8 protein-coding genes are annotated in these 23,278 nt (G+C 73.7%); 5 read left to right on the forward strand and 3 right to left on the reverse strand.

Annotated features, from left to right (window positions below; all coding sequences use genetic code 11):
* Nucleotides 1–163 precede the first annotated feature (163 nt).
* Nucleotides 164–1,123: a 5'-nucleotidase gene (locus tag ACSU6L_RS00240; protein ID WP_365518797.1), complete on the reverse strand. Its 960-nt coding sequence runs from the start codon at nt 1,121–1,123 to the stop codon at nt 164–166.
* Between the two features lie 483 nt (nt 1,124–1,606).
* Entirely contained in the window at nt 1,607–2,497 is an 891-nt protein-coding gene (locus ACSU6L_RS00245; protein ID WP_437052274.1) for a glycoside hydrolase family 19 protein, read from the reverse strand.
* A gap of 420 nt (nt 2,498–2,917) precedes the next feature.
* On the opposite strand from ACSU6L_RS00245, the gene ACSU6L_RS00250 reads away from it, so the two are divergent.
* Complete coding sequence (locus ACSU6L_RS00250) at nt 2,918–6,706, forward strand: hypothetical protein (protein WP_437052276.1); 3,789 nt, start codon at nt 2,918–2,920, stop codon at nt 6,704–6,706.
* A 184-nt stretch (nt 6,707–6,890) separates the two neighbouring features.
* Entirely contained in the window at nt 6,891–10,394 is a 3,504-nt protein-coding gene (locus ACSU6L_RS00255; protein ID WP_437052278.1) for a hypothetical protein, read from the forward strand.
* 445 nt (nt 10,395–10,839) lie between these two features.
* Here the strand turns inward: ACSU6L_RS00255 and ACSU6L_RS00260 are convergent, their stop codons facing one another.
* Complete coding sequence (locus ACSU6L_RS00260; protein ID WP_437052280.1) at nt 10,840–11,145, reverse strand: hypothetical protein; 306 nt, start codon at nt 11,143–11,145, stop codon at nt 10,840–10,842.
* A gap of 255 nt (nt 11,146–11,400) precedes the next feature.
* On the opposite strand from ACSU6L_RS00260, the gene ACSU6L_RS00265 reads away from it, so the two are divergent.
* The 3 genes from ACSU6L_RS00265 to ACSU6L_RS00275 all read left to right on the forward strand — a co-directional run bounded on the left by ACSU6L_RS00265 (nt 11,401) and on the right by ACSU6L_RS00275 (nt 23,244).
* Nucleotides 11,401–19,248 carry an SDR family NAD(P)-dependent oxidoreductase gene (locus tag ACSU6L_RS00265; protein WP_437052282.1) on the forward strand — a complete coding sequence of 2,616 codons (7,848 nt, stop codon included), beginning with the start codon at nt 11,401–11,403 and terminating at the stop codon, nt 19,246–19,248.
* A 132-nt stretch (nt 19,249–19,380) separates the two neighbouring features.
* The gene (locus ACSU6L_RS00270) at nt 19,381–19,836 is read left to right on the forward strand and encodes a DUF4383 domain-containing protein (RefSeq protein ID WP_437052284.1); all 456 of its coding nucleotides are present in this window, start codon (nt 19,381–19,383) and stop codon (nt 19,834–19,836) included.
* Nucleotides 19,837–20,505: 669 nt separating this feature from the next.
* Nucleotides 20,506–23,244 (forward strand): CHAT domain-containing protein, encoded by a 2,739-nt coding sequence (locus tag ACSU6L_RS00275; RefSeq protein ID WP_437052286.1) that lies wholly within the window; start codon nt 20,506–20,508, stop codon nt 23,242–23,244.
* Nucleotides 23,245–23,278 lie beyond the last annotated feature (34 nt).

A 23,278-nucleotide genomic window follows, 5' to 3' on the forward strand; every position in this document is an offset into this window, starting at 1 on the left:
GGCGAGTCGCAGCCGCTTCCTGGGCAGCAGCTCATCCTCTCGCAGCGCGCCGGGAGAAGAAGTCCTCTCATTCGGTGACGTGGCCACGGACACGATGGCTGTCGGCATGTCCCGGTCACCGTGCCGGCCTCGTCGTCGGCGCCAGCGTTGTCCGGCACGGGGCTCATTGCTGCGCTTGCTCTGGTGCCGGGCGGCCCTGTTCGTTCAACTTTCCGAAGGGGACGTGCACGCTGGGTGTACTGCGGGCGGTGCCGGTCAGGTGGCCGACCTGGTCGTCGAAGAAGATGTGGGGCCTGAGGACCTCGATGATCGTGCTCTTGTCTATCCCACCGAGGAAGAAGGCGTCGTTGACGGTCACGCCCCAGTTCTTCAGGCTGCGCACCGGGCGTTCGTGAGCGGGGGCGTTGCGGGCGGTGACGAGGGAGACGTGGACGCGGATCTTGTAGTCCGGGTCCCTGGCCCGCTGTTCTTCTTCGCGTTGCTGGAGCCGGTTGATGCCGGCGAGGAAGTCCCGTAGTGGTCCTGGGTCGTGCGGGGTGGCGGCGTTCGTCGTCTCGTGGGAGAGGAAGCCCTTGATGCCGTCGCTCTGGTAGATCCGCTCCGAGGCGTCGTCGGCGAGGACCCCGTCGAAGTCGAAGGCGATCCGCAGGTCCCGGTCATCGTCCTCGTCGGCCGCGGCAGGGCCGAGGACGCGGCCGGCGGGCAGCCCGAGGGCGACGGCCTCGCGGACATCCGTCTCGTTCGCGGACAGGAACAGGGACATGTTCAAAGCGGGCATGAAGCGGTAGGGCGAGCGGCCCTGCATGAAGATGGCCCGGCTGATCGACAGGCCGTGGGCCTGGATGGATCGCATGACCCGCAGCCCGGTGTCAGGATCGTTGCGGGACAGGACGATGACCTCGACCAGAGGGTCGTCGGGTGAGAGGTCGTTCAGGGACAGCAGTCTGCGGATGAAGGGGAAGGCGATGCCTTTGTCCAGCGTGTCGTCCAGGTGCTCCTCCTGGTAGGCGCGGTAGGCCTCCTCTCCCTGATCACGGAAGACGGCATCCGCCTCCGCCAGGTCGAACAGTGCGCTGGAGGCGATACCGACGACCAGGCGGTTGCTGAGTTCATAGACGGCCACGGCGTGCCCCCCTCACATCCATGCACACACCGGTGTCAACCATGGTAAGTCGCCGCGCGCTACACGGGCAGCCGATGCCAGGCGCCTTCATGCGGAGCAGAGAGCGGGGTGGCTCGCCGCACGTCCATCCGTGCGGCCGGCGGCCGTTCGCGCAGGGGCGGAGTAGTCCCCCCCTGCTCCGGGTGCCGGAACGGGGGGGCGACGGCCAGCCACTACGGCGAGCAGCAGTTGCGGCTGGCTGGACAGATGGATGACTTTGGCCAGGCATCGTTCACCCGACCAAGCCCTCACCTTCACGGCACGCGCCGGATGCCCGTGGCCGGACTGGGCAGGGGCTTGGCATTCCGGCGCGTCTCTGCCCTAGGGGACGTCTCGCCGATCATGCCGGGCTCGCGGCGCCTGGCACCGCGCCTCGCCGCGTTGTCGTCGGTCCCCGATGCGCCGACGAGACACCCCCTAGGTCGTGTCCGCAAAGTCCCGCCGTCAGCAGTAGAGGTTGCCGCCGGGAGGCGTTGCGAGGATCTGCGTGAACCGCTGGTAGTTGTTCACGCGGCTCTGCACCTGCGCCGGGTTCTTGCCGTCGCACTCCAGGGAGCCGTTGATGCTGCGGATCGTCTGGCCGAAACCGGCGCCGTTCACCATGGCGTTGTGCGGGGTCATGCTGCCGGGGCCGGTCTGGGTGTTCCAGTACCACAGGGCCGTCTTCCAGGCGACGGCCGAGTCGTTCTGCACCAACCAGGGGTTGTTCAGCAGGTCGATGCCGAGCGCGTCGCCCGCGGCCTTGTAGTTGAAGTTCCAGCTCAGCTGGATCGGGCCGCGTCCGTAGTAGGCGGCCTGGCCGGCCGGACAGCCGTAGGGCTGGCTCCAGTCGCAGTAGTGCGGGTAGTTGGCGGTGTTCTGCTCCACCACGTGCACCAGACCGCCGGTCTCGTGGCTGACGTTGGCGAGGAAGGCCGCGGCCTCCTGCTTCTTCACCGTGTCGCTGCCGGTGTTGGCGAAGCCGGGGTAGGCGCTCAGGGCCGCGGTGAGGCCGCTGTAGCTGTAGAAGGAGTTCCGGTTGGGGAACATCTGGTTGAACTGCGCCTCCGTCACGATGAAGCGCCCGTTGGGAGTGCCCGGGCCGCTGTCGCAGGCGTACGGCTCCCAGTACCAGGTGCTGATGACCGGGTCATAGCCGGGGTTGGCGTGCTCGGCGATGTAGGCCTTGCCGTCGGTGTAGCGGACGATGTCGCCGGCGTTGTACGACTTGCCGGCCACCCAGTTGGGGTAGCTGGAGCACGCCGCGGCAGCGGCGTCGGCGGCCGGGAGCAGCACCGGGGCGGTGCCGGCGAGGGTGAGAGCGGCCAGGACGGCGGAGAGGCGGCGTCTCGACACTGGAATCAACTCCTTTGCGTGGCACGGCCGTCCGTTCCCTTCGGCGGGGCGCAAGCGGGGCCCGCACCGCACGTACCGGTGGGCCGGATATGGGGTGGGGGCGGCCGTGGTGGGGGGTGTGGAGGCACACTCAACCGCTTTGGTCTGTACCAGTCAAGGGTGCAGACCAGTCAGACGCGAGTCAGGCGGAAGCAGTTGGTGCCGGGGCACGGCGCCGGGCAAGTGATGCCCTGCGTCGGCGTGCCGGGGGCGTTCGAGGGGACGTGCGGGGACCCGCGCCCGTACCCGCACTCCTTCGGCCCCCGGCCCACCCAACGCGGGCAGCCGCCGCAAGTGTCACTGCTCGCGCCCGGCGGGGCGGGCGAGGTGGGTGCTGGTGCGACGACGGGGGCGGTCAGGTCGGTGTCTAGCATGGCGGCCATGACGAAGACGCTGGTGGGGGCGGCGGAGCGGCTGCTGCGCGAGATGGTGATCCGGGCCGGCCGGGACACGGAGGGCGCAGGGCCGCGCGGTGGTGGCGCTCTGCAGGCGGTTCAGGGGGCGCGGCCCGCGCGCTCGGTGGCGGCCAGGGTCGCCGCTGCAGGTGGAGCCGACGATGAGGCCGCCACGTACCTCAGGGAGTTGACGGGGTGCCACCTCGGTGCGGACGCGGCCCGCTGGTGCTGGCTGTACGACGCGCTGGCCGAACACCGTGGCAGTCTGCCCGAACTGCTCGCCGCCCCGCCGGAGCCTGCCGGGCCCGCGGCGTCCGGCGGCACGCTTCGTGCGCCCGCGCCCCGCAGTGTCCACGACACACTCGGCCTGCTCCTCGAGCACACGGAGCCGCGGCATGCCGCGGCCGCGTTCGCCGCCCTGCCCGAGCGGGTGACCACGGAACTGCTGGCCGGCGGGACCGTGCCCGCGCCCGCCCTCGTCGCCACCGTCGTCGAACACGGCGACACCCGCACCCGGGCAGCCCTCGCCCGCCATCCCCGGCTCGACACCCGCGTCCTGGCCCGGCTGGTCGCGGTCGGCGATGCCATGGTCGCCGCCGCCGTCTACCGCAACCCGCGCACCACCCAGTCCCTGCGGCGCACCATCGCGCAGCGCCTGGACACCGTGGCACTCGACGACACGCTGCGCGCCGAGCTGACGGCGCCGCACGGCCAGGCCCCGCGCACCTGGCTCGCCCCGCTGCTCGGCTCGGGCGACCCGCAGCTCGTGGCCGCAGCACTGCGGTGGGGCGTGCGCCACGTCGCCCAGCAGTACGCCCTGCTCAGAATCTGGGAACGGACCGGCCCGGACGCCGTACGCGCCCTGCTCGACGACCCCGCCACAGCGCCCTTGCTGAGCCGGGCCGTCGTGGACACGGTGACCGAGGCCCTGGCCGCCCCGGACGGCGACGGGCCTCGCCGGCTGCGCGCGCAGGGCGAGCCGTACGAGGACCCCGCCCGGCTGCCCGCGCTGCTCGCCGGCGCACGGGGCACCAGTACCCTGCGCGACCTGCTGTCCGAGCCGTACGCCCATGATCTAGACGCCCTCGCCGCGGCCCACGCCGCGACCCCGTTCATGCCCAAGGCCTGCGAGGAGCTGGCCCGCCACGAGGCGGCGAGCGATGCGCAGCGCCACATGTTCCGGCTGAGTGTCCTCAACGAGCCGTGGCGGGCCGGGGGCCGCCGCGCAGGGAACATCACCCCGCCCGCGCGGCGCCTCGCCCAGGAGGAACTCGATGACAGCGCCGCCGCCTGGGCGCAGGGGATGGCGGCTGCGGGACTCCTCGACCCGGTCGAGCTGATCGGCACCGCGCGCCCCGCCGTTCACGCTCTGGCCGCGCTCGCCCGCCTCGCCGAACGGGATCTGCTGGGCGCGGCGGCAGCCGCGAAGCTGCAGGCCTTGACACAGGCGCACTTGGGAGAGCGGGCGCGGGCCTGGGCCGCGCTCGATGCCCTGCTGCCCGGGCACGGGGGGACGGTTGCGGAGCTGATCGCCGAGGCGGGGAAGGCCCCGGACGAGGCTGCCGCCGAGGGCGAACCGCGAGCCGCCGTGTTGCCGCCCCGGCCGTTGACGAGCAGGAGCCAGGGTGAACGGGCGCCGGGCGGGGCGGCGCACGACGCGCCGCTGCCCGGGCAGCGGACAACAGCCGTGCGGCCGGCTGCCGATGCGGGCCGCCCGGCCACGGCTGAAGCCGCCACCGTGCCCGAACAGCCAGCCGAGCCGAAACCGCCTACCCAGCCCAAGCCACCTGCCCAGTCCGAGACGTCGGCCGTGGACGCCGCCCAGCCGAAGCTCCCTGCCGAGGACACCACCGAGCCCGAAACGCTCACCTCAGCACCCCCATCCCGGCCAACACCCCACCGACCCCAGCAGACGCACGCTCTGGCCGCGCTCGACCTGCTGTACTCCCTCGCCCCCGACGGTGCGCCCCGGCCGGAAGACCCCGAGGTGCTGCGCGCGCTGAGCGAGTACGAGCAGGCGACCGCGCCCGGCCTCGCCACCCCCCGCTGGTTCGCCGACGCCTGCGCAGCCCACGGGATCCCCGCCGCCAAGAACGGCTTCGCCTATGAGGCGCCCAGCCTCTCGCAGGTGCGTGCGCAGCTCCCCGAGACGTACGGATCCGGCGCGCAGCACTTCGAGCGCGCCTACGTACAGGGTGTGCTGCCCGCCGAGGAGCTGCTCACCCTGCTGCCCGCCCGGCGCCTGCTCCTGCTGCCCTACGACTGGCGGCGGCTCGCGTTCGCCGACGCGTGGCGGGCCGCCCTCGCCCGCCGGCTGCACGCGGAACTCGGCACCGACCCCGACGCCTGGCTCCGCCTGGCCGCGATCGTGACAGCGTCCGAAGCCGTCTCGGAAGGGCTGGCCTGGGCGCAGCTGCTGGAGCGCGCACAGGCCGGTGCCGGTCCGGCGGCAGCCGCTGGTACGTCCATCGGCAGGCCCAGGCCCGGCAGCCCCGACGAGGCGATCCAGCTGCTGGAACGCGGCGACCACCTGTGGGCCTGGCCGGAGGGCACCCTGCTCTGCCTCGCCGGCACCGAGGTGGTCGACTCCGTAGTGCCCCGGCTCGGCCCCGACGGCCCGTGGCTGCTCGCCGCATACCTGCTGCGCCACGACCGCACACCACGCCCCGTCCTCGACCGGCTCCTCACCGACCGCGACCCCAACGCGCTGCGCGTCCTGGCCGCCCAGTCCCGCTGGATGCACCACAGCGGCGCGGTCGAGCGCCTCGTCGACCTCGAAGACCCGGACGTCGACCTCGCCCTGCTGCGGCACTGGAACCCGCGGCCCGCCGTCCACCGGATCGTGACCCGCTCCCGGCCCGGCACCGGGCAGCCGTCCCTGGGCGCCCGGGTACTGGCCGACTGGCGTACCCAGGGCTCCGCCCGGCCCGCCGGCGGCCTGATGTGGCTGTGCTCCGCCGAACCCGACCTCGTGGAAGAGCTGCTGGCAAAAGAGGCCCCACGGCTCGGTCTCGGGCACCAGCTGCTGGGCTGCCTGACGTTGTTCGAGCACGGCGGTGCCGACCGGCTCACGCGGCTCGCCGGGCGGGGTGTACTGGGACGCTCGGCCACCACCGTCTGCGCCAAGGCCCTGGCGTCCGCCGACCCCGCCGCCGTCCTGCGCGCCCGGCTCGACCGCGAACTGGCGCCGGAAAAACTCATCCGCAAGCTGCGGCGCGCCCGCCACGCCCCGCACGCCCGCGACCTCATCGAATCCCTCCCGCCCGGCGAGGGCGTGGATTGGACCGCTCTCAAGGCCGCCCACGTCCAAGAACCCCTCCCCTACTGGCAGGACATCATCCGCCTGGACGGCGTCCCCGAAGAGGTACGGCTGCGACACGCGGCCCTGCTGCCCGAGCCGGGCCCCGACGGCCTGTCCGGCAGCGCACGGCTCACCCGGGAACGGGCCCGGCACGGACTCGCCGGCAATTTCCACCACGCGCCGACCACCCAGCTCGACGGGCTCCTCACAGCCGGCCTCCTGAACGGCACAGACCTGATCCGCCTCGCGGCCCCGGCCGCACGGCTCCTCACCTACCTAGGTGCCGCCGCCCGCCGCACCGACGCCCCACCACAGACCGCCGAAGCCCGCACCCTCCTCACCCACCTCGTACACACCGGACTCGGCACCAGCCCGGCGGCCTGGCACCAAGCCGCCGCACGGCTGGCAGGCCTCGAAGCCGACTGGAACCCCCACTCGACGATCGAGACACTCCTCACCAGCACGACACACTGACCCACCACACCAGGCCCTCACACGCGTTCACCGGCCCGGCAACGACAGTCCACGGCAACGAACGAGCACGAAACTGCCCAAACCCGCCCGAACAACAAAAAGCTCCAGGGGGAAGGAGCACTGCGGGCGGCGGGCGTCCGGTTATGGATGGGGGCGGGTGACGCCGTCAGGCACAATGCCCGTGATGATCTCCACTGCCGAGCAGCTGCTCGCCGCCCTCGAATCCCTGCCGCACGCCGCCCGGCTCCGCTGCACCGCCGTCACCGCTCACCGGCTTGCCGCCCGAGGCGAACTTCGGCCGCTGCTCAGCGCTTTGGATGTGCTCGGCCCGTACGAGCGGCGCCTCGCCGCGCTGGCGGCCCTTGCCGCCGGGGAGCAGGGATACCTGGAGGCCCGTCTCGGCGACCCGGACCCGGTGGTTCGCCGGTATGCGCTGCGCGGTGCCCGGCGGCTGCCGGTGCCGGACTGCGCTGTCGAGGCCGCCTACGACGACGCGCCCGCCGTGGTCCGTGCCGACCTCGCACGACTGCTGCGCGACGGGCGGCGGCCCGCACTCGCCGAGCGGCTGGTGCCGCGTGTACGCGCCGAGTACGGAGACGTGGACGCGGCCCGCCTGCTGCCGGGCTGCTCCGCACAGTTCACCGCGCGGCTGCTGCCCGAACTCGCCGGGGCGCTCGCGTACGAGGACTGGAGCACGCTGGCCAGGCGCCATCCCGTCGCCGTCCTCGACCACATGGAGCGTGAACTCGGCTCTCTCCCCAAGCGGTTGCGTAATCGTTGGTGGCAGCGGCACGCCACCGGAATCGCCGCCGCCCTGCCCGCCGCGCCGGGGCGCGTGCTCGACATGCTGGAGCGGTACGGCCCCGACGACCTGCCGGGCCCGGTGCACGACCGGCTGGGCGACCTCGTCGCCGTGGACGCCGAGCGCGTCACTCGCTGGCTCGCCGACCCCGGCCGGGCGGCAGCACGGTGGGAACGGACACCCGGCAGGGCGGTCATGCGCCAGCTGGTGACGGCAGATCCGCCGTCTCTGCCCAGCCTCGGAGCCCGGTGGTTCCACCGGACGGCCTTCAACTCCTTGCTGCGCTCGATGCCACCAGCGCGCCGGCCCGGCTTCCTGGACGCCGTCGTCACCGCGGGCGAAGCACGCCCCAACGTCCGCGCTCACGAAGGGGTGCTCGCTCTGCTGCCGGCCGCCGAGCGGCGCGTCCGTGCCCGCGCCGCGATCGAGACACTTCGTGCCGGACGCCACTCCGGCTGGGACCTGTGGGGCCTGCTCGCCCTGCTGCCGCCCGCCGAGGCCCGCGCCGAACTGCTGGCCGCCCTCCATTCCGGTGACGCCGAGGAGCGCGGAACGATCTGGAACCAGCTGGCCGCCAACGCCGGACACACCCGAGATCCGCAGCAGGTCGCCGAGGTTCTCGCGCTGGGCGCCGACCGGCTGACCAACGAGCGCGACCCCGTACGCGGGGAGGCCCTGTCCGCCCTCGCCGACCTGCCGGCGTCCCTGCTCGCGGCAGCCCTCGAGGCCGACGCGTCGGCCTCAGGCCGCACCGGCTCCGCATCCCTGGAACGGCTGTGCCTCGACGCCCTGGGCGCCCGGGACTGCTCGCGCGGCACCCGGGACACCATCCGCACCCTGGCCGTGACCCTGCTCGCCACCGCTGCCGACGAGGCCCCGGCCGCCGGCACGACGACCACCAACGCACACGCCGGCCCCCTCGGCAGCGCTGCCATGGACACTGCCGTACGCCTCATACAGGCCCTGACCTCTCACACGGCCACCGTGGAACTCGGCCGCCTGGACGACAAGCTGCGCGTCAGCGGGATACGCGCCGTGCTCAAGGCCCTCGGCCCGTGGCTGGACCGGGCCGCCGCCCACGGCGACGTCCGGCCGCTGCTGGCACTGGTCAAGTCCTGCGGCCACCGGGCGCACCAGGTCCCAGAGCTTCAGGACCGGCTCCAACAGGCCCTGCGCACCTGCCCGGACAGCCACTTCGGTGAGGTCGCCGCGGCCTGGCTGGCCGCCCCCGTGCCCCGCGGCGACCGCGTGGCGGACCTGCTGGCACGGGAGCCGTCCGCGGTCTTCCTGCCGCAGGTGCTCGCCGTACTCGCCGCGCAGCGAACCGACCTGCTCGACCACGCCCTGACCGAGACGCCACCGCCGGGCGGCCGCTTCCCCGTGCCCGGCACCGCCCGGCCACTGCCCCCTTTCCGCCACGCCGACCGGTGGCTGCCCCGGCAGCAGCAGGCCGCGGTCCGGCTGGCCGCGACCGCCATCGCCGAGCCCGGCCGCAGCATCGGCGAACGGGCCGCGCTGCTGCGTGCGGTGGCCCCGGTGCCGCAGCACGGGAGGTCCCTGCTGCGGCAGTACACCGCCTCCTCGCCGGCCACGACCGGGCCCGAAGACGCGGTCACGTCCACGCCACGCCCTGCCGAGTCGGCTCTGACGGCGGCGGCCCTGGACGCGGCCGCACACACGGACGACCCGGCCGCGGCCCTGGGGACCCTGCTCGAGCACGCCGGCGACGACCGCGCGGCAGCCGCCTGGTCCGCCGCCGCCCGCGCCGCCGCCCACGCCCGCCCCACGCGGCTGGCGGCCCTGCTCCATGACGTCTTGACCCGCGACAGCGCAGTGAAGATCACCGTCAGGAAAGCGGCCGCCCGGCTCGCCGCCCGCCACCTGCCCCCAGCCGCCGCCACCGCACTGCTGTCCACCGTGGCCCGCACCCCCGGCGTCCACCCGGACGTACAAGCCGCCGTCGTCGCGCTGGCCACCACGCTGCTGCCGAGCGAGGACATGTGGGCCCTGCTGGAATCGGCGGCCACCGACGGGCCGGACCCCGCCCGGCGCACGCTCCTCGACCTCAACCCGGCAGACCTGGCCGCCCCCCACCGCTCACGATACGGACAGCTCGTCGCCCGACTGCCCTTCACCGCAGACCAACAGACGGCCGATCAGGCCCTGTTCAGCCTCCGCGACTGGGCACAGTACACGCCCGCAGCCGGCACGACGCTGGCCAAGGTCTACACCGACCTCACCTCGCCGCTGAGTATCTGGCGGGCACGTCACGGACTGACGGAGCTGGCCCAGTCCGGCCTGCCCCACCCCATAGGTGGCGTGGAACCCGGCAGCCTGCTGCGCGACGTCGTCGACCGGCTTCTGGAACTCATCGCGGCCGGTGAACCCCAAGGCGGCCCGCACGGTGGCGACCTACCCGCACGCCGCCGCCTGGAGACCCTCCTCAACTCGCCGGTCCAAGACCGCCGGATATGTGCGGCCCTGGCCCGGCGACTGGCCACGGAACCAGCGCTCACGGCCCTGCGCACCGCCCTCCTCGTACGATCGATCGACTTGCAGGCCACCGAGCTCGAACTCTCGCTCGCCATGCGCGAGTTGATCGCCGCGATCGAAGGCCGTCCCGTCCTCGCGGTCCGGGTGGCCGAGGATCTGGAGGAGGCACACCGGTACGGGACCCCGCTCAGCGACCCCACCGCCGTCCTCGCCACGATCACTGCCCTCAGCAACGATGGCGGCCTGACCGCCGGCCTCCTCGCCGTCAGCCTCGCCACAGCCCTCGGCACCCGCCAAAACTGGCCGCAAACCTGCCGCACAGCCATCGTCACGCTGCGCCACCACCCGCAACAGGACGTCCGCGAGGCGGCATACGCCACAGACCTGAGCTGAACCCACAACAGCCTCCTCTGCCATTACCGCCAGGGGGTGCAGGGCGTCGGTGTGGCCGTGCTCGGCGGCCTGCCGGCGGGACGGCCTCGGCGCCTTCCCGGCCCCGGCCCCGGCCCCCGGCCTCCGGGACGGCAGCACGTGGCGGAGGTGGCGAGCCAGTACCGTCTCTCCACAGCCCGGGTGCGGTTGTTCACGTCGTCGCGGTGGATGAGGTGGGCGTGGGCAGCGTGCCAGAGAACAGCAAGCGGTCCGTCGCACGGCAGCTCGGCATGACGCTCAACACAATCCAGCGGTGCTGGCCAACCCCCGGAGCGGACCGAAGCAGCACGAGCCGGCACGTGACTGCGCATCGAGGGATGCCTGCCGGGCAAGGAACTCCTCGAACGCTCCTGGTATGGGGCCACGGCAACGAAGCCCCCCGGTATCACCCGGCGGACGCCCCCGGTCAAGTTGGCTCACCGGCAGGTGGCATCGGAAGCCGTGAAGCGGCGTCCAGCTCAGCGATGACGAGAGTGAAAGTGCCGCCGCCCGCAGCGATGAGACCGTACACGGCGACCATGATTCGCTGGTTCTGCTTGCCGACGCCGTCGTACTCGCTCTCGGTGATCTCGGTCCCTGTGCGGTATGGGTCGGACGCCGCGCCATAGTGCCCGCGGTGCGCTTCGCGGCCTGAACGGGAACCGTCATCGGTCTGCGCTGCGGCGAGCAGTGCCACCCCGCCCGGACCCAGCGCGACGAGGAAGAAGCGCACCGAGCGAGGCAGGGCACGCAGGGCCGACCACTGGAGTCCGGGAGGGGCCGATCCGGGAGGGCCTGACTGTCGTAACGAATCGGCGGCCGCCGTCCGAGAACGCAATGCCCCCCTTCACCATCTATTGATTTGAATGCCGTTGTATGGCCAGTGGGGGCGTCTCGGGACCGGACTGTCCGGCTGTCTGACTGTCCTGGCCAAGGAAACCGGCGAACCCAAGCCACCTACCTGTGTGGCTGAGCGGGAGGGAAGAGCGTGGCAGGTGCGAAAGAAGCGTACGAGGTGCGGCCGTTGACGGAGCTGCTGCGCGAGAACTCCTCACGGCACGGTGACAAGGTCGCGTACGCCGACGACCGGCGCGGTGTGAGCTGGGCCGAACTGGAGCGCAGGACCGGCGGGTTGGCGGTGGGGCTTGGTGTCGGCCGGGGCGAGCGGGTGGCGTTCTGCCTCGGCAACGCCGTGGAACTGGTCGAGGGACTGCTGGCCACGGTGCGGGCCGCAGCGGTCGGTGTGCCGCTCAGCGCGCGCGGCACCGACGCCGAACTCGCCGCGCTCCTGGCCGACTGCGATCCGGCCGTGCTGGTCACCGACCGGCGGAACCTGCCGCGCGTCACCCGGATGACTGCGGGCCGGGCGATCCGGCTGGTGGTGACCGGTGAGGGCCCCCTGCCGGCCGGCGCCACGGGCTACGAGGCCCTCACCGCCGTATGCTCGGCCGCGCCGCCGGACGACCTGGGTCTGGACGAACCGGCCTGGCTGCTCTACACGTCCGGGACCTCCGGCACGCCGCGGGCCGCGGTCTCCAGCCAGCGGTCCGCGTTGTGGTCGTCGGTGGCCTGCTATCTGCCGCGGCTCGGTCTGTCGGAGTCCGACCGGGTGCTGTGGCCGCTGCCGCTCACGCACACCTACGCCCACTCGCTGTGCGTGCTGGGCACCACGGTGGCCGGGGCGAGCGCCCGGATCACCGCGCACGCCGAGCCGGCCGCGCTGGCCCGCCTGGTGGAGGCGTACGCGCCGACGGTCCTGGCCGGTGTCCCGCTGACCTACCAGCAGTTGCTCGACACCGGCCTGGGAACGGTCCCCTCACTGCGGTTCTGTGTCACCGCCGGGGCGCCCAGCGACCCCGAGCTGCGGGCGCGGGCCGAGGAGCGGTTCGGTGCCCCGCTGCTCGACGGCTACGGCAGCACCGAGACCTGCGGCAAGATCGCCATGGAGTCGCCGGACGGGCCCAGGGTGCCCGGTGGCAGCGGGGTGCCGCTGCCCGGTATGGAGGTCAGGATCACCCCGCCCGCGACCGCGGCGGACGTCACCGGCGCCGGCGAAGACGATGTCCCGCCCGGGCGTGGAGCGGACCTCACCGACGCGAGCGAAGGCGAGATCTGGGTGCGTGGCCCCGGCCTCATGCTCGGCTACCACAACCGGCCCGAGGAGACCGCGGAGGTCCTGCGCGACGGCTGGTATCGCACCGGCGACCTGGGCCGGCTCGACGAGGACGGCTGCCTGACCGTCATCGGGCGGGCCGGCGACCGCATCGTGCGCGGCGGCGAGAACGTCGACCCGGCCGAGGTCGAGCGGGTCCTGCGCGACCTGCCCGGGGTGCGTGACGCGGCCGTGGTCGCGCGGGCCCACCCGCTGCTGGGCGAGGTCCCGGTGGCGTTCGTCGTACCGGAGCACCGGGACATCGATCCCGGAGGCCTGCTGCGGGCCTGTGCGAAGGTGCTCTCCGCCCACAAGGTGCCCGAGGAGATCCTGTTCACCCCGGCCGTGCCGCGCACCGGGGCCGGCAAGCCGCGCCGGGCACTGCTGCGCGAGGCTCTCGCCGGGCATCACGCCGGCCCGGTCCTTTCGCCGGGGACCGACCGGACGCCCGCCGAGCGGCGGGCCGCGCTGACCGACCTGGTGTGCGAGGAGACCACGGCGATCCTCGGGACGCCGGCCGAGCCCGCCGCCGCGTTCGCCGACCTCGGGCTGACCTCGATGGGCGCGATGACGCTGTGGCACCGGCTCGCTCTGCGTACCGGCCTGCGCCTGCCCGCCACGCTGGTCTGGGACCATCCGAACCCGGCCGCCGTCGCCGCCTACCTGGACACCCGGCTGTACGGGACAGCCGTACCCGCCGCGCAGGGAACATCACCCCGCCCGCGCGGCCCGCAGGCGGAGCCGGTGGCGATCGTCGCCGTCGGCTGCCGCTATCCGGGCGGGGTGAACTCACCCGAGGACCTGTGGCGTCTGGCGGCCGGGGGCGTGGACGCCACCGGTGACTTCCCCACCGACCGGGGCTGGGACCTGGACTGCCTGTACCACCCCGATCCCGACCGGCTCGGCACCACCTACGCCCGCCGTGGCGGGTTCCTGGACGACGTGGCCGGTTTCGACCCGCTGTTCTTCGGCATGTCCCCCCGCGAGGCCCTCGCCACCGACCCGCAGCAGCGGCTGCTGCTGGAGGTCGCCTGGGAGACGCTGGAACGCGCGGGCATCCCCGCACCGGCTCTGCGCGGCTCGGCCACCGGCGTCTTCGTCGGCCTGATGCACCTCGGCTACGACACCGGCGTCCCGCCCCACGAGCTGGAGTCGTACTTCGGCACCGGCTCCACCGGCAGTGTGGCCTCCGGCCGCATCTCCTACGTCCTCGGGCTGCGCGGCCCGACCATGACCTTGGACACGGCCTGTTCCTCCTCGCTGGTCGCCCTCGACCTGGCCGCCAGGTCGCTGCGCGCCGGGGAGTGCACCCTCGCACTGGCGGGCGGGGTGACGGTGCTGTCCGGTCCGCAGCCGTTCATCGCGTTCAGCCGTCAGCGCGGCCTGTCCCGGGACGGCCGCTGCCGGTCGTTCGCCGCGGGCGCCGACGGCACCGCCTGGGCGGAGGGCGTCGGCCTGGTGCTGCTGGAGAAACTGTCCGACGCCCGGCGCAACGGCCATCCGGTGCTGGCGGTGCTGCGCGGCTCCGCCGTCAACTCCGACGGCGCCTCGAACGGCCTGACCGCTCCCAGCGGCGAGGCCCAACGCGACCTCATCAGGCTGGCGTTGGCCGACGCGGGGCTGGAGGCGGCCGATGTGGACGCCGTCGAGGGACACGGCACCGGGACCGCGCTCGGCGACCCGATCGAGGCCGGCGCCCTGCTGGCGACCTACGGGCAAGGCCGTGACCCGCGACTGCCGCTGTGGCTCGGCTCGGTGAAGTCGAATCTCGGACACACCCAGGCCGCTGCGGGTATCGCCGGACTGATCAAGATGATCGAGGCGATGCGTCACGGCGAGCTGCCCGCCTCGCTGTACGCCGACCGGCCGTCGCCGCACGTCGACTGGTCCTCGGGGGCGGTACGGCTGCTCGACCGGGCCCGGCCCTGGCCGCGCCGCGACCGGCCGCGCCGTGCGGCGGTCTCGTCGTTCGGGATCGGCGGCACCAACGCCCACGTGATCATCGAGGAGCCCTCCGAGCCGGCCCCCGGCCCGGTGCCGGAGCGTCGCCGGTTCCCGGTCACGCCCTGGCTGGTCGGCGGTGGTGACGAGGCGGGCCTGCGCGCCCACGCGGCCGTCCTGGCGAACGAGCTGGCCGGTGAGGAGGGCACACTGGACGTCGCGTACTCGCTGGCGACGACCAGGGCGCCGCTGTCCCACCGGGCCGCCGTCGTCGCTTCCGACACCGAGGGCCTGCTCGCCGGACTGCACGACCTCGCCGACGGCGCCGACGGTCCGGCGGTGCTGCGCGGCACGGCTCGGACCCGCCCGAAGACGGCCCTGCTGTTCGCGGGGCAGGGCGCCCAGCGGTCCCGCATGGGCCGCGAACTGCGCGCGGCCTTCCCGGCCTTCGACGCGGCGTACACCTCCCTGTGCGAGGAGTTCACGCCCTGGCTCGACCGGCCGCTGCTGGAGGTGATCGACGCTCCCGACGACGGCCTGCTGCACCGTACCGACTACGCGCAGCCCGCCCTCTTCGCCTTCGAGGTCGCCCTGCACACGCTGCTCACCGAGTTCGGGGTACGGCCGGACCACCTGGCCGGACACTCGGTCGGTGAACTGGCCGCCGCCCATGTCGCCGGGGTGTTCTCGCGCGCCGACGCGGTGCGGCTGGTCGCCGCCCGAGGCCGGCTGATGGCCGCCCTGCCCGGCGGCGGAGCCATGGCCGCGGTCCGTGCGCCGCTGGCCGAGGTGACGGCCCGGCTCGGGGACGTACCGGGCCGGATCGCCGTCGCCGCGGTCAACGGCCCCTCCTCGGTGGTGCTCTCCGGCGACGAGGAAGCGGTGAGCGCGCTGGCCGGCCTGCTGGGCCGGCCCGCCCGCCGGCTGCGGGTCAGTCACGCCTTCCACTCGCCGCTGATGGATCCCATGCTGGCCGAGTTCCGCGCGGTCGCCGAGTCGGTGACGTACCGGCCGCCCGCCGTCCCGGTGGTGTCGACGCTGACCGGTCGGTCCGAGACGCAGGCACTCGCCACCGCCGACCACTGGGTACGGCAGGTTCGCGAGACCGTCCGTTTCGCCGACGCGGTGGCGCACGTGTCCGAGGACGGCGCCGGCCTGTTCATGGCGGTCGGTCCGTCGGCCTCCCTCGCGGCCGCGGCCGAGGAGTGCGTGCCGGTCGAGGCCGGCGCGGTGTTCACCTCGTGCACCGACCCGCGTACGACGCTGGAGACGCTGGCCGCGCTGCACGTGCACGGCGTGGACGTGGACTGGCGGGCGGTGTACGCGGACAGCGGTGCCCGCCGCCGCCCGCTGCCGACCTACCCCTTCCAGCGGCAGCGCTACTGGCTGGACGCCGTACGGCAACCGGTCCCGGCCGGCCACCCTCTGATCGGGCACCCGCAGCCCGACGCCGACGGCCCCCGGATCCGGCACACCGCCGTACTCTCCACCACCCGCCACCGGTGGCTGGCCGACCACCGCGTCGGCGACCGCCTACTGGCCCCGGCGACCCTCCTCGCCGAGCTGGCCGCCAGCGCCACGGGCACCGACGGACCGGTCCGGCTGATTGAGCTGGCCTTCCACAAGCCGCTCGTGCTGCCCCCGGCGCGGCCGATGCGGGTACAGGTGGTGACCGACGCCCCGGACGCGTCCGGCGAACGGCCGGTAGAGGTCTGGGCCCGCCCCGCCGACGGAACTGCCGAGTGGACGCGGCACGCCACGGCCACGCTCGCTTCTCCGGCGCAATCGCCGCCGCCCGCCGGTCCGGGCGGGACATGGCCCCCCGCGGGTGCCCGGCCCGTCCCCGTCGACTATCCGCGCCTGGCCTCCCAGGGCCTGCACTACGGCCCCGCCTTCCGCGCGGTGACCGCGCTGTGGCAGCGGGACGACGAGGTGTACGCCGAACTCGCCCTGCCCCCGGGCGAGGCGGCCACGGCCACCGCGTACATCCTGCACCCGGCGCTGTTCGACGCGGCCCTGCACGCGGCAGCGCTGGCCGAGGCACAGAGCCCGGCACCGGCCACGCCCCGCGTCCCGCTCGCCTGCACCGGCGTGACGGTACACGCGACCGGCGCCTCCGCCGCGCGGGCGGTGCTACGGCGGCTCGGCCCGGACGAGTTCCAGGTCACGCTCAGCGATCCGGCGGGGCGCCTGCTCGCGGAGGTGACGTCCGTCGTCACGCGGGCGATGCCGGCCTCCACCGAGACGTACCGCCTGACCTGGCGACCCGCAGTACCGGCCGCCGGCTCCATCGACTCCGGCTCCGATTCCGATACCGACTCCGGCTCTGATTCCGACTCCGGCCATGAGGTGCTGGACCTGGACCACGAGGTGCTGGATTTGGCCCGCCTGGCCACCGTCCCGCCCGGCGCGACCGGCGCGACCGGCATGCCGGACCGGGTACGCGGTCTTCTGTCGGCCGTGCTGGAACGGGTGCAGGACTGGACCTCCGGCACCCGGCCGGGCCGTCTGCTGGTGCTCACCCACAACGCGACCGGCGACGACCCGGACCCGGCCGAGGCGGCGGTCGCCGCGCTCGTGCGCAGCGCCCAGTCCGAGCACCCCGGCCGGATCGTGCTGGCCGACCGGTGTGGCACTCCTGCCTCGGAGAAGGATCTCGCGGCGGCCCTGCGCTCGGGTGAACCGCAGGTCGCCCTGGACTCGGGCACGGTACTGGTACCGCGGCTGGCGCCCGCCGACCCGCCCGCCGAAGCGCCGCCCGCACTCGATGCGGAGGGCACGGTACTCGTCACGGGCGGCACCGGCGCGCTCGGTGCGAGCCTGGTCCGGCATCTGGTCGCCGACCACGGAGTACGGCACCTGCTGCTGACCAACCGCAGCGGCCGTGCTCCCGACTGGGTCGCCGACGTACCGGCCGAGGTGCGCGTGTCCGCCTGTGACATGGGCGACCGCGACGCCGTACACGCCCTGGTCGCATCCTGCCGGCCGGCCCTCACTGCGGTCTTCCACCTCGCCGGTGCGCTCGACGACGGCGTGGTGGACACCATGACACCCGAGCGGCTCGCGGCGGTGCTCGCGCCGAAGGCCGACGGCGCCTGGTACCTCCACGAGGCGACACGCGACCTCGACCTGTCCGCCTTCGTGCTCTACTCCTCGGCGGCCGGGGTGCTCGGCCGGCCCGGTCAGTCGAACTACGCCGCCGCGAACGGGTTCCTCGACGCGCTCGCCCGGCACCGCGCGGCCCGCGGACTGCCCGCGCAGGCGCTGGCCTGGGGAGCGTGGACCACGGCGGGAGAGGCCGGGATGGCCGGCCGGGTCGCGCCCGGCCGGATCGCCGAGGGAGGGCTTCTGCCCGTCACCGAACGCGAGGGCATCGCCCTCCTGGACACGGCGCTGCGGACACCGGAACCCGTCCTGATGCCGGTCCCGCTGGACCGCGCCGCGACGCGCTCCGACGCGTCCCCGCTCCTCGCCGACCTGCTGCCGGCCCCCGCACCCCGGACCGGACAAAGCAGCCACCCACTGGCGCAGGGCACCGTCCCTGCCTCGCAGCCACCCGGCGCCTGGCCCGAACGGCTCACCGCCGTCCCGGAGCCGGAACGCGAAGCACGGCTGGCCGATCTGATCCGCACGGAGATCGCCACCGTCCTTGGCTACCCGGACGCCGTCGCGCTCCCCACCGACCGCGCCTTCACCGACCTCGGCTTCGACTCCCTGACCGCCGTGCAGGCCCGCAACCGCCTCAGCGCGCTCACCGGGGTACGGCTCGCCCCGAGCGTCGTCTTCGACCATCCCACGCCGGCCCTGCTGGCGGCACACGTCCACGCGGCCCTGCTCGCCTCGGGAGCGACGCCAGGCGACAGGGGCGGCGAGCAGGAGACACGGCCGGAGGCGGAACCCCGATCCCCCGTCTCCTACCGCTTCGGGCCCCTCTACCACCGGGTGCTGCGCGAGAAGGGCCCGTTCGAGGCCATGGCGCTGCGCCATCACGCGTCCTACGCCCTGCCGGTCTTCTCCCCCGCCGAGCACACCCGGTACTCGGTCCGGCCGATCCGGCTCGCCCAGGGCGACGGCACGCCGGTCGTGTACCTCCCGGACTACCTCTCGCCCCGCCATCGCGTCCCCTCCGCCCTGGCCGAGCGGCTCGAAGGCGCGCACGACGTGTTCCTGCTGGAACATCCAGGGCTCGGGGAACGCCGGGGCGTGCCCGACGGCATGGACACGCTGGTCCGGGCGCACGCCGACACCATCCGTGCCCTGCCCGTCCGGACGCCGCCCGTCCTCGTCGGCTTCTGCGCCGGCGGCGTGATCGCGCACGCGGTGGCCCGGTACCTCTCCGAGAGCGGACGGCCACCGGCCGGTGCGGTGCTGATCGACACCCACGCCGGTGTGCTGCGCCGGGACGACCCTCGCGGGCTGGCCCTGATGGCAGCCGGCGCCGCCCTGCCGGAGGACGCCGTGGCAGCGTCGGACGACTCGCTGCTCATCGCCGGGGGCGGCTACGCGCGCGTACTGGAGGACTGGAACCCCGAACCCTCGCCGGTGCCCACGCTGCTGCTCCGCGGCCGCCCCACGGCGGAGATGCTGCGCACCGCCCCGGACGCGGACTGGCAGCCACGCTGGCCACTCCCGCACGAGGGCGCCGACCTGACCGGCGACCACTACTCCCTGCTTCACCGGCACGCCGACGGCACGGCGGCGGCGATCCGCGCCTGGCTGAGCAGGCCGCGCGGTCGTGACTGATCGGGGACGAGCGGGAGCTCGGCTCCATGCGAGCACATGTGCTGCTGTGACATCTCTGCGACGGATGAGGGAACTCGGCGAGAGCCATGACGCACCGGGCGCCGGTTTTCGAGCCCAAGCAGGAGAGTTGCCATGTCCACACACGCACATGCCGCCCGCACCGCGCGCACACCGGTCCAGCAGGCCGCTCTGGTCGTGGGAGCGGTCTTCCTCCTGGTCGGTGTTCTCGGCTTCATCCCGGGCATCACCACGAACTACGACGCGATGGAGTTCGCGGCTCACCACTCCGAGGCGAAGCTGTTCGGCATCTTCCAGGTGTCCGTCCTGCACAACCTTGTGCATCTGGCCTTCGGCGTCGCCGGACTGGCCCTGTCGCGCACCGCGCCACAGGCACGGCTCTACCTCCTCGCCGGCGGCGCCATCTACCTGGTCCTGTGGCTGTACGGCGTGATCATCGACCTCGACAGCGCCGCGAACTTCGTCCCGCTCAACACCGCCGACAACTGGCTCCACCTCGTTCTCGGCCTCGGGATGATCGCGCTGGGGGCCCTGCTCACCCGCAGGCACGACGCGACACGGACTGTGTGACCGGCGGAGGCACTTGATCGCCCGACGGCGACGAGTGCCTGGTCACCAGTGCCCACGACGGCCTCACCGAGACCTCCCCGCTGCCAGGCAGCGCGCCTCGGTCTGCCGCACGGGGAACCTGCACACGGACCGCAAGTGCTGCGGTCCTTGCCGTGGCGGCGTCCCGGCCAACAGGACGGCGATCGGCCGACCGGTTGCCACGGCTGGTGGCCCAGGTGGAGAAGCCGGCCGTACGGGCCGTCTCGGCGCGTACGGCAGCCGCGCTGCTGCCCGCCGTCCGGGCCGCGGACATGTGGGTCCCCGGCCGAGGACGAGGACGGCACCCCGCTGTCACATCGCATCGCGTGGCATGGCCTGGCATCGGCTACGGTCCGCGATCACAGCGACCCGGCAGGCGGGGACTCCCCGTTCCGCTGGGCTCCGACACGGGCGCCGACCAGGCAACGCGAATCTACGTCGTCCTTTGACCGGCGCGGGGCGCATCAACGCGAGTGCGCAGCGCGCACCGCCGCGCGGTGCGCTCCGGCGGCTCCCTGCGACGGTTTCCCTCACGGTCCGGCGGTCGTACGGTGGGTGGTCGAGTCGCCGTGGGCCGGGGGTCGCCGGAAAGACAGGACACCTTCGGGCCGCGGAAGGGGTGGGCGGCATCGCGGAATCGGGGGCACGTGGATGGATGTCCACAACCTGGCCACGCGCTTCTTCGAGTTGGGAGCGCGGTACTGGCAGGCGGCTGACGCGGGGCAGCCGACCGAACGGCTCTTCCAAGAGCTGATCCTGCTCGGACGACGGATTCTGGCGGTCTTGCACGCGCCCGGCGGCCCGACCACACCGTCGGTTGAGCCGTCGCATGTCGCCGGCATCCTGCTGGACGCCTTCGGGCGGGAGCTCACCACCCACCGTGCCGGGGCCCGTACTCACCGGCAGGCCGAAGAACACTGGGCGCACGCCGAGGAGTTCACACCCCACGCGACACCCGGCCAGCTCCGCTCCTTCCTGGCCGGCAAAGCCCAGTACGAGCTGCAGGAGGGGCGGCCCGGCGAGGCTCTCGCCCTTGTGGAGCAGGCCACGGATCTGGAGGACGACGCGTCCCGGCCCTCGCGCGGAACGCCGTCCGCCCGCTACGGCGACCTGCGAATACTGCGGGCCGAGGCGCTGTACCAGCTGTACGACGCCGAAACCGCCCTGGAGGTGCTGGCGCCGCTGGAGACGGAACTCGCCGCTCTCCTTCCGGACGGGCCGATCGACGAGACCGATCCCGAAGCGATGCGTCCGCTCAGCGCGCTCCTCGCGCAAGGCGGTGACGGTCCGAAGAAGGTCGCCCGGCTGCTCCAGGCATCCACCGTCTACGTCCGGCTGCTGGATGTGAAAGCGGGCGCGCTCCGCGACACGGGCGCACCGGAGGCGGCCGAACAGGCCTACCTGCGCCGCATGCCGATGTACGCGGCGGCCGGCCTGCCGGAGGCGGGGCTGCTGCAACTGGCCCGCTGCGCGCTCGACCGGGGTGCGGTGGGCGAGGCGAGCCGGCGGCTGGATCAGGCCGCCCCGCTGTTCGAGGACGCCTCCGCGGCAGACCGGACGTCGATGCGGGCGCGTCTGCGCCTGGTGCGCGGCGCGGAGTACTGCCGCCTTCGCGCCGTGGCGGCCCGGCTGTCCGGGGCGGACGGATGGTGCGAGCGGGCCCTGCGCTGGTGCGACCGCGGGGCGCGCTGTCTGGCCGGCCATCCCGATGACGCCCTCGCGGCCGGCCTGCTCGCCGAGCGTGCCCGGGCACACCGTGGTCATGCAGACCGCGGGCACACAGACTGCGGCCAGGCAGACCGGGCCGATGCGGCGCGTGCCTACCGCGAGATGGCCCACGCCCTCGACCGAGTGCTGCGCGTGCCGCTCGGCCATCGCTTCGACACGCTGCACCTGCGCCATCGCCGGCCGCTGTTCGAGGAAGCGCTGGCCTTCGCCGAGCAGACCGCCGACGCACCGCTGTGTGCCGTCGTCACGGATCTGCTCAAGGCCCGCGCCTTCTCGGCCCGCCTCTCCCTGGCCCGCTCGGACGTACGGAACACCCCGGACGCGTCCCCCGGCACCGGCGAGCGGGACGCACGGCACGGACCGGACCACGCCAAGTTCGCCGAACTGACCGAGCGGATCACGGACGCCGGGCATCACCAGCGCTGGGAGGAAGCCGACCGGCTCAGCGTCGAGCGGGCCGCGCTGCTGACCAGGATCCGTGCCGTCGACCCTCGCTGGCGCCTCATCAGGGACGACCCTCCCTTCGACCCGGACCGGCTCACCCGGTTCCTGGCCGCGTACCGCTCCGCCGCCCCGGGGAGCAACCCCGGCCGCTGTGTGGCCCTGAGCCTGTACGAACGCCCCGAGGGCATCCTGGCCCTGCTGGCGACACCGGACGGCAGGCTGCGCACGGACCTCCGGCGGCTGGGTGACGACACCCGCGGCGCACTGGAGGCCTACCAGCGCGAACTGTGTCAGGGCACGCCCGCACGCCTGGACTTCTGGGCCCACCACGGTCTCGGTCTCTCCGACCTGATCCCTCCGGAATTCGCGGAGGAGGTCGCGGACAGCGGCACCTGCCTGCTGTCCCCGCACGGGCACCTGCACAACCTGCCCTGGACACTCGTCCGTCACCGTGGCGGCCATGTGATCCGTGGGACTGCCATCGGAATCGTCCCCAACCTGTCCAGCGCGCCGCTGCTGGACCACCGGCCCACGGGGGCGGTCCGGGCCACACTGCTGGGCGTCGACCGGCCGTCCAGGGGCGAGCCGCTTCCCGGAGCGCGGAAGGCGGTGTGCCACCTCGCCGACTGGCTGGGGCCGGAGCGGCTGCGCGCGAGGCCGGTCACCGGTGATCGGGCGACGGTCGCCGCGCTGCACGACCTGCTGCTCTCCGGCCCCCCGGTGCCCGGCCGGACGGAGGTGCTTCAGATCATCACCCACGGCGTGACCGCTCCCGGGGAGCCCTTCGGCGCCGGTGTGACGATGGCCGACGGCACACTCGAGACGGGGCAGGTGCTCATGAGCCGGATGTGCTTCGAGGAGGTGCTGCTCACCGTGTGCAGCACCGGCCTGCGCGCCACGGCCGACCGCAGCGGCGGGCACGGGGCGCTCGCGGGGGCGGCACCCGTGACGCCGCGCCCCCTCGAACTCGCCGGTGACGCCGCCAATGCCCTGGTCCACGCCTTCCACGAGGCGGGAGCGGCCTTCGTGCTCGCCAGCCCCGTCCCGATCCGATCGGCACCCGCGATACGCCACTCCAAGGGGTGGATCTTCCAACGCTGCCAGGGCCGCGCTCCGCTGGAAGCCGCCCGGCGGGCCGCGGTGGCCATGCTGGACTCGGGCGACTCCCCCGAGCAGACCGACAAGTGGGCCGGGATCACGGCCTACGGAGCCCGGTGACCACACTTCGACGGTGAACAGCCGCGACAGACGC

The organism is Streptomyces sp. enrichment culture (genome assembly GCF_964272855.1).
Lineage (GTDB): Bacteria > Actinomycetota > Actinomycetes > Streptomycetales > Streptomycetaceae > Streptomyces.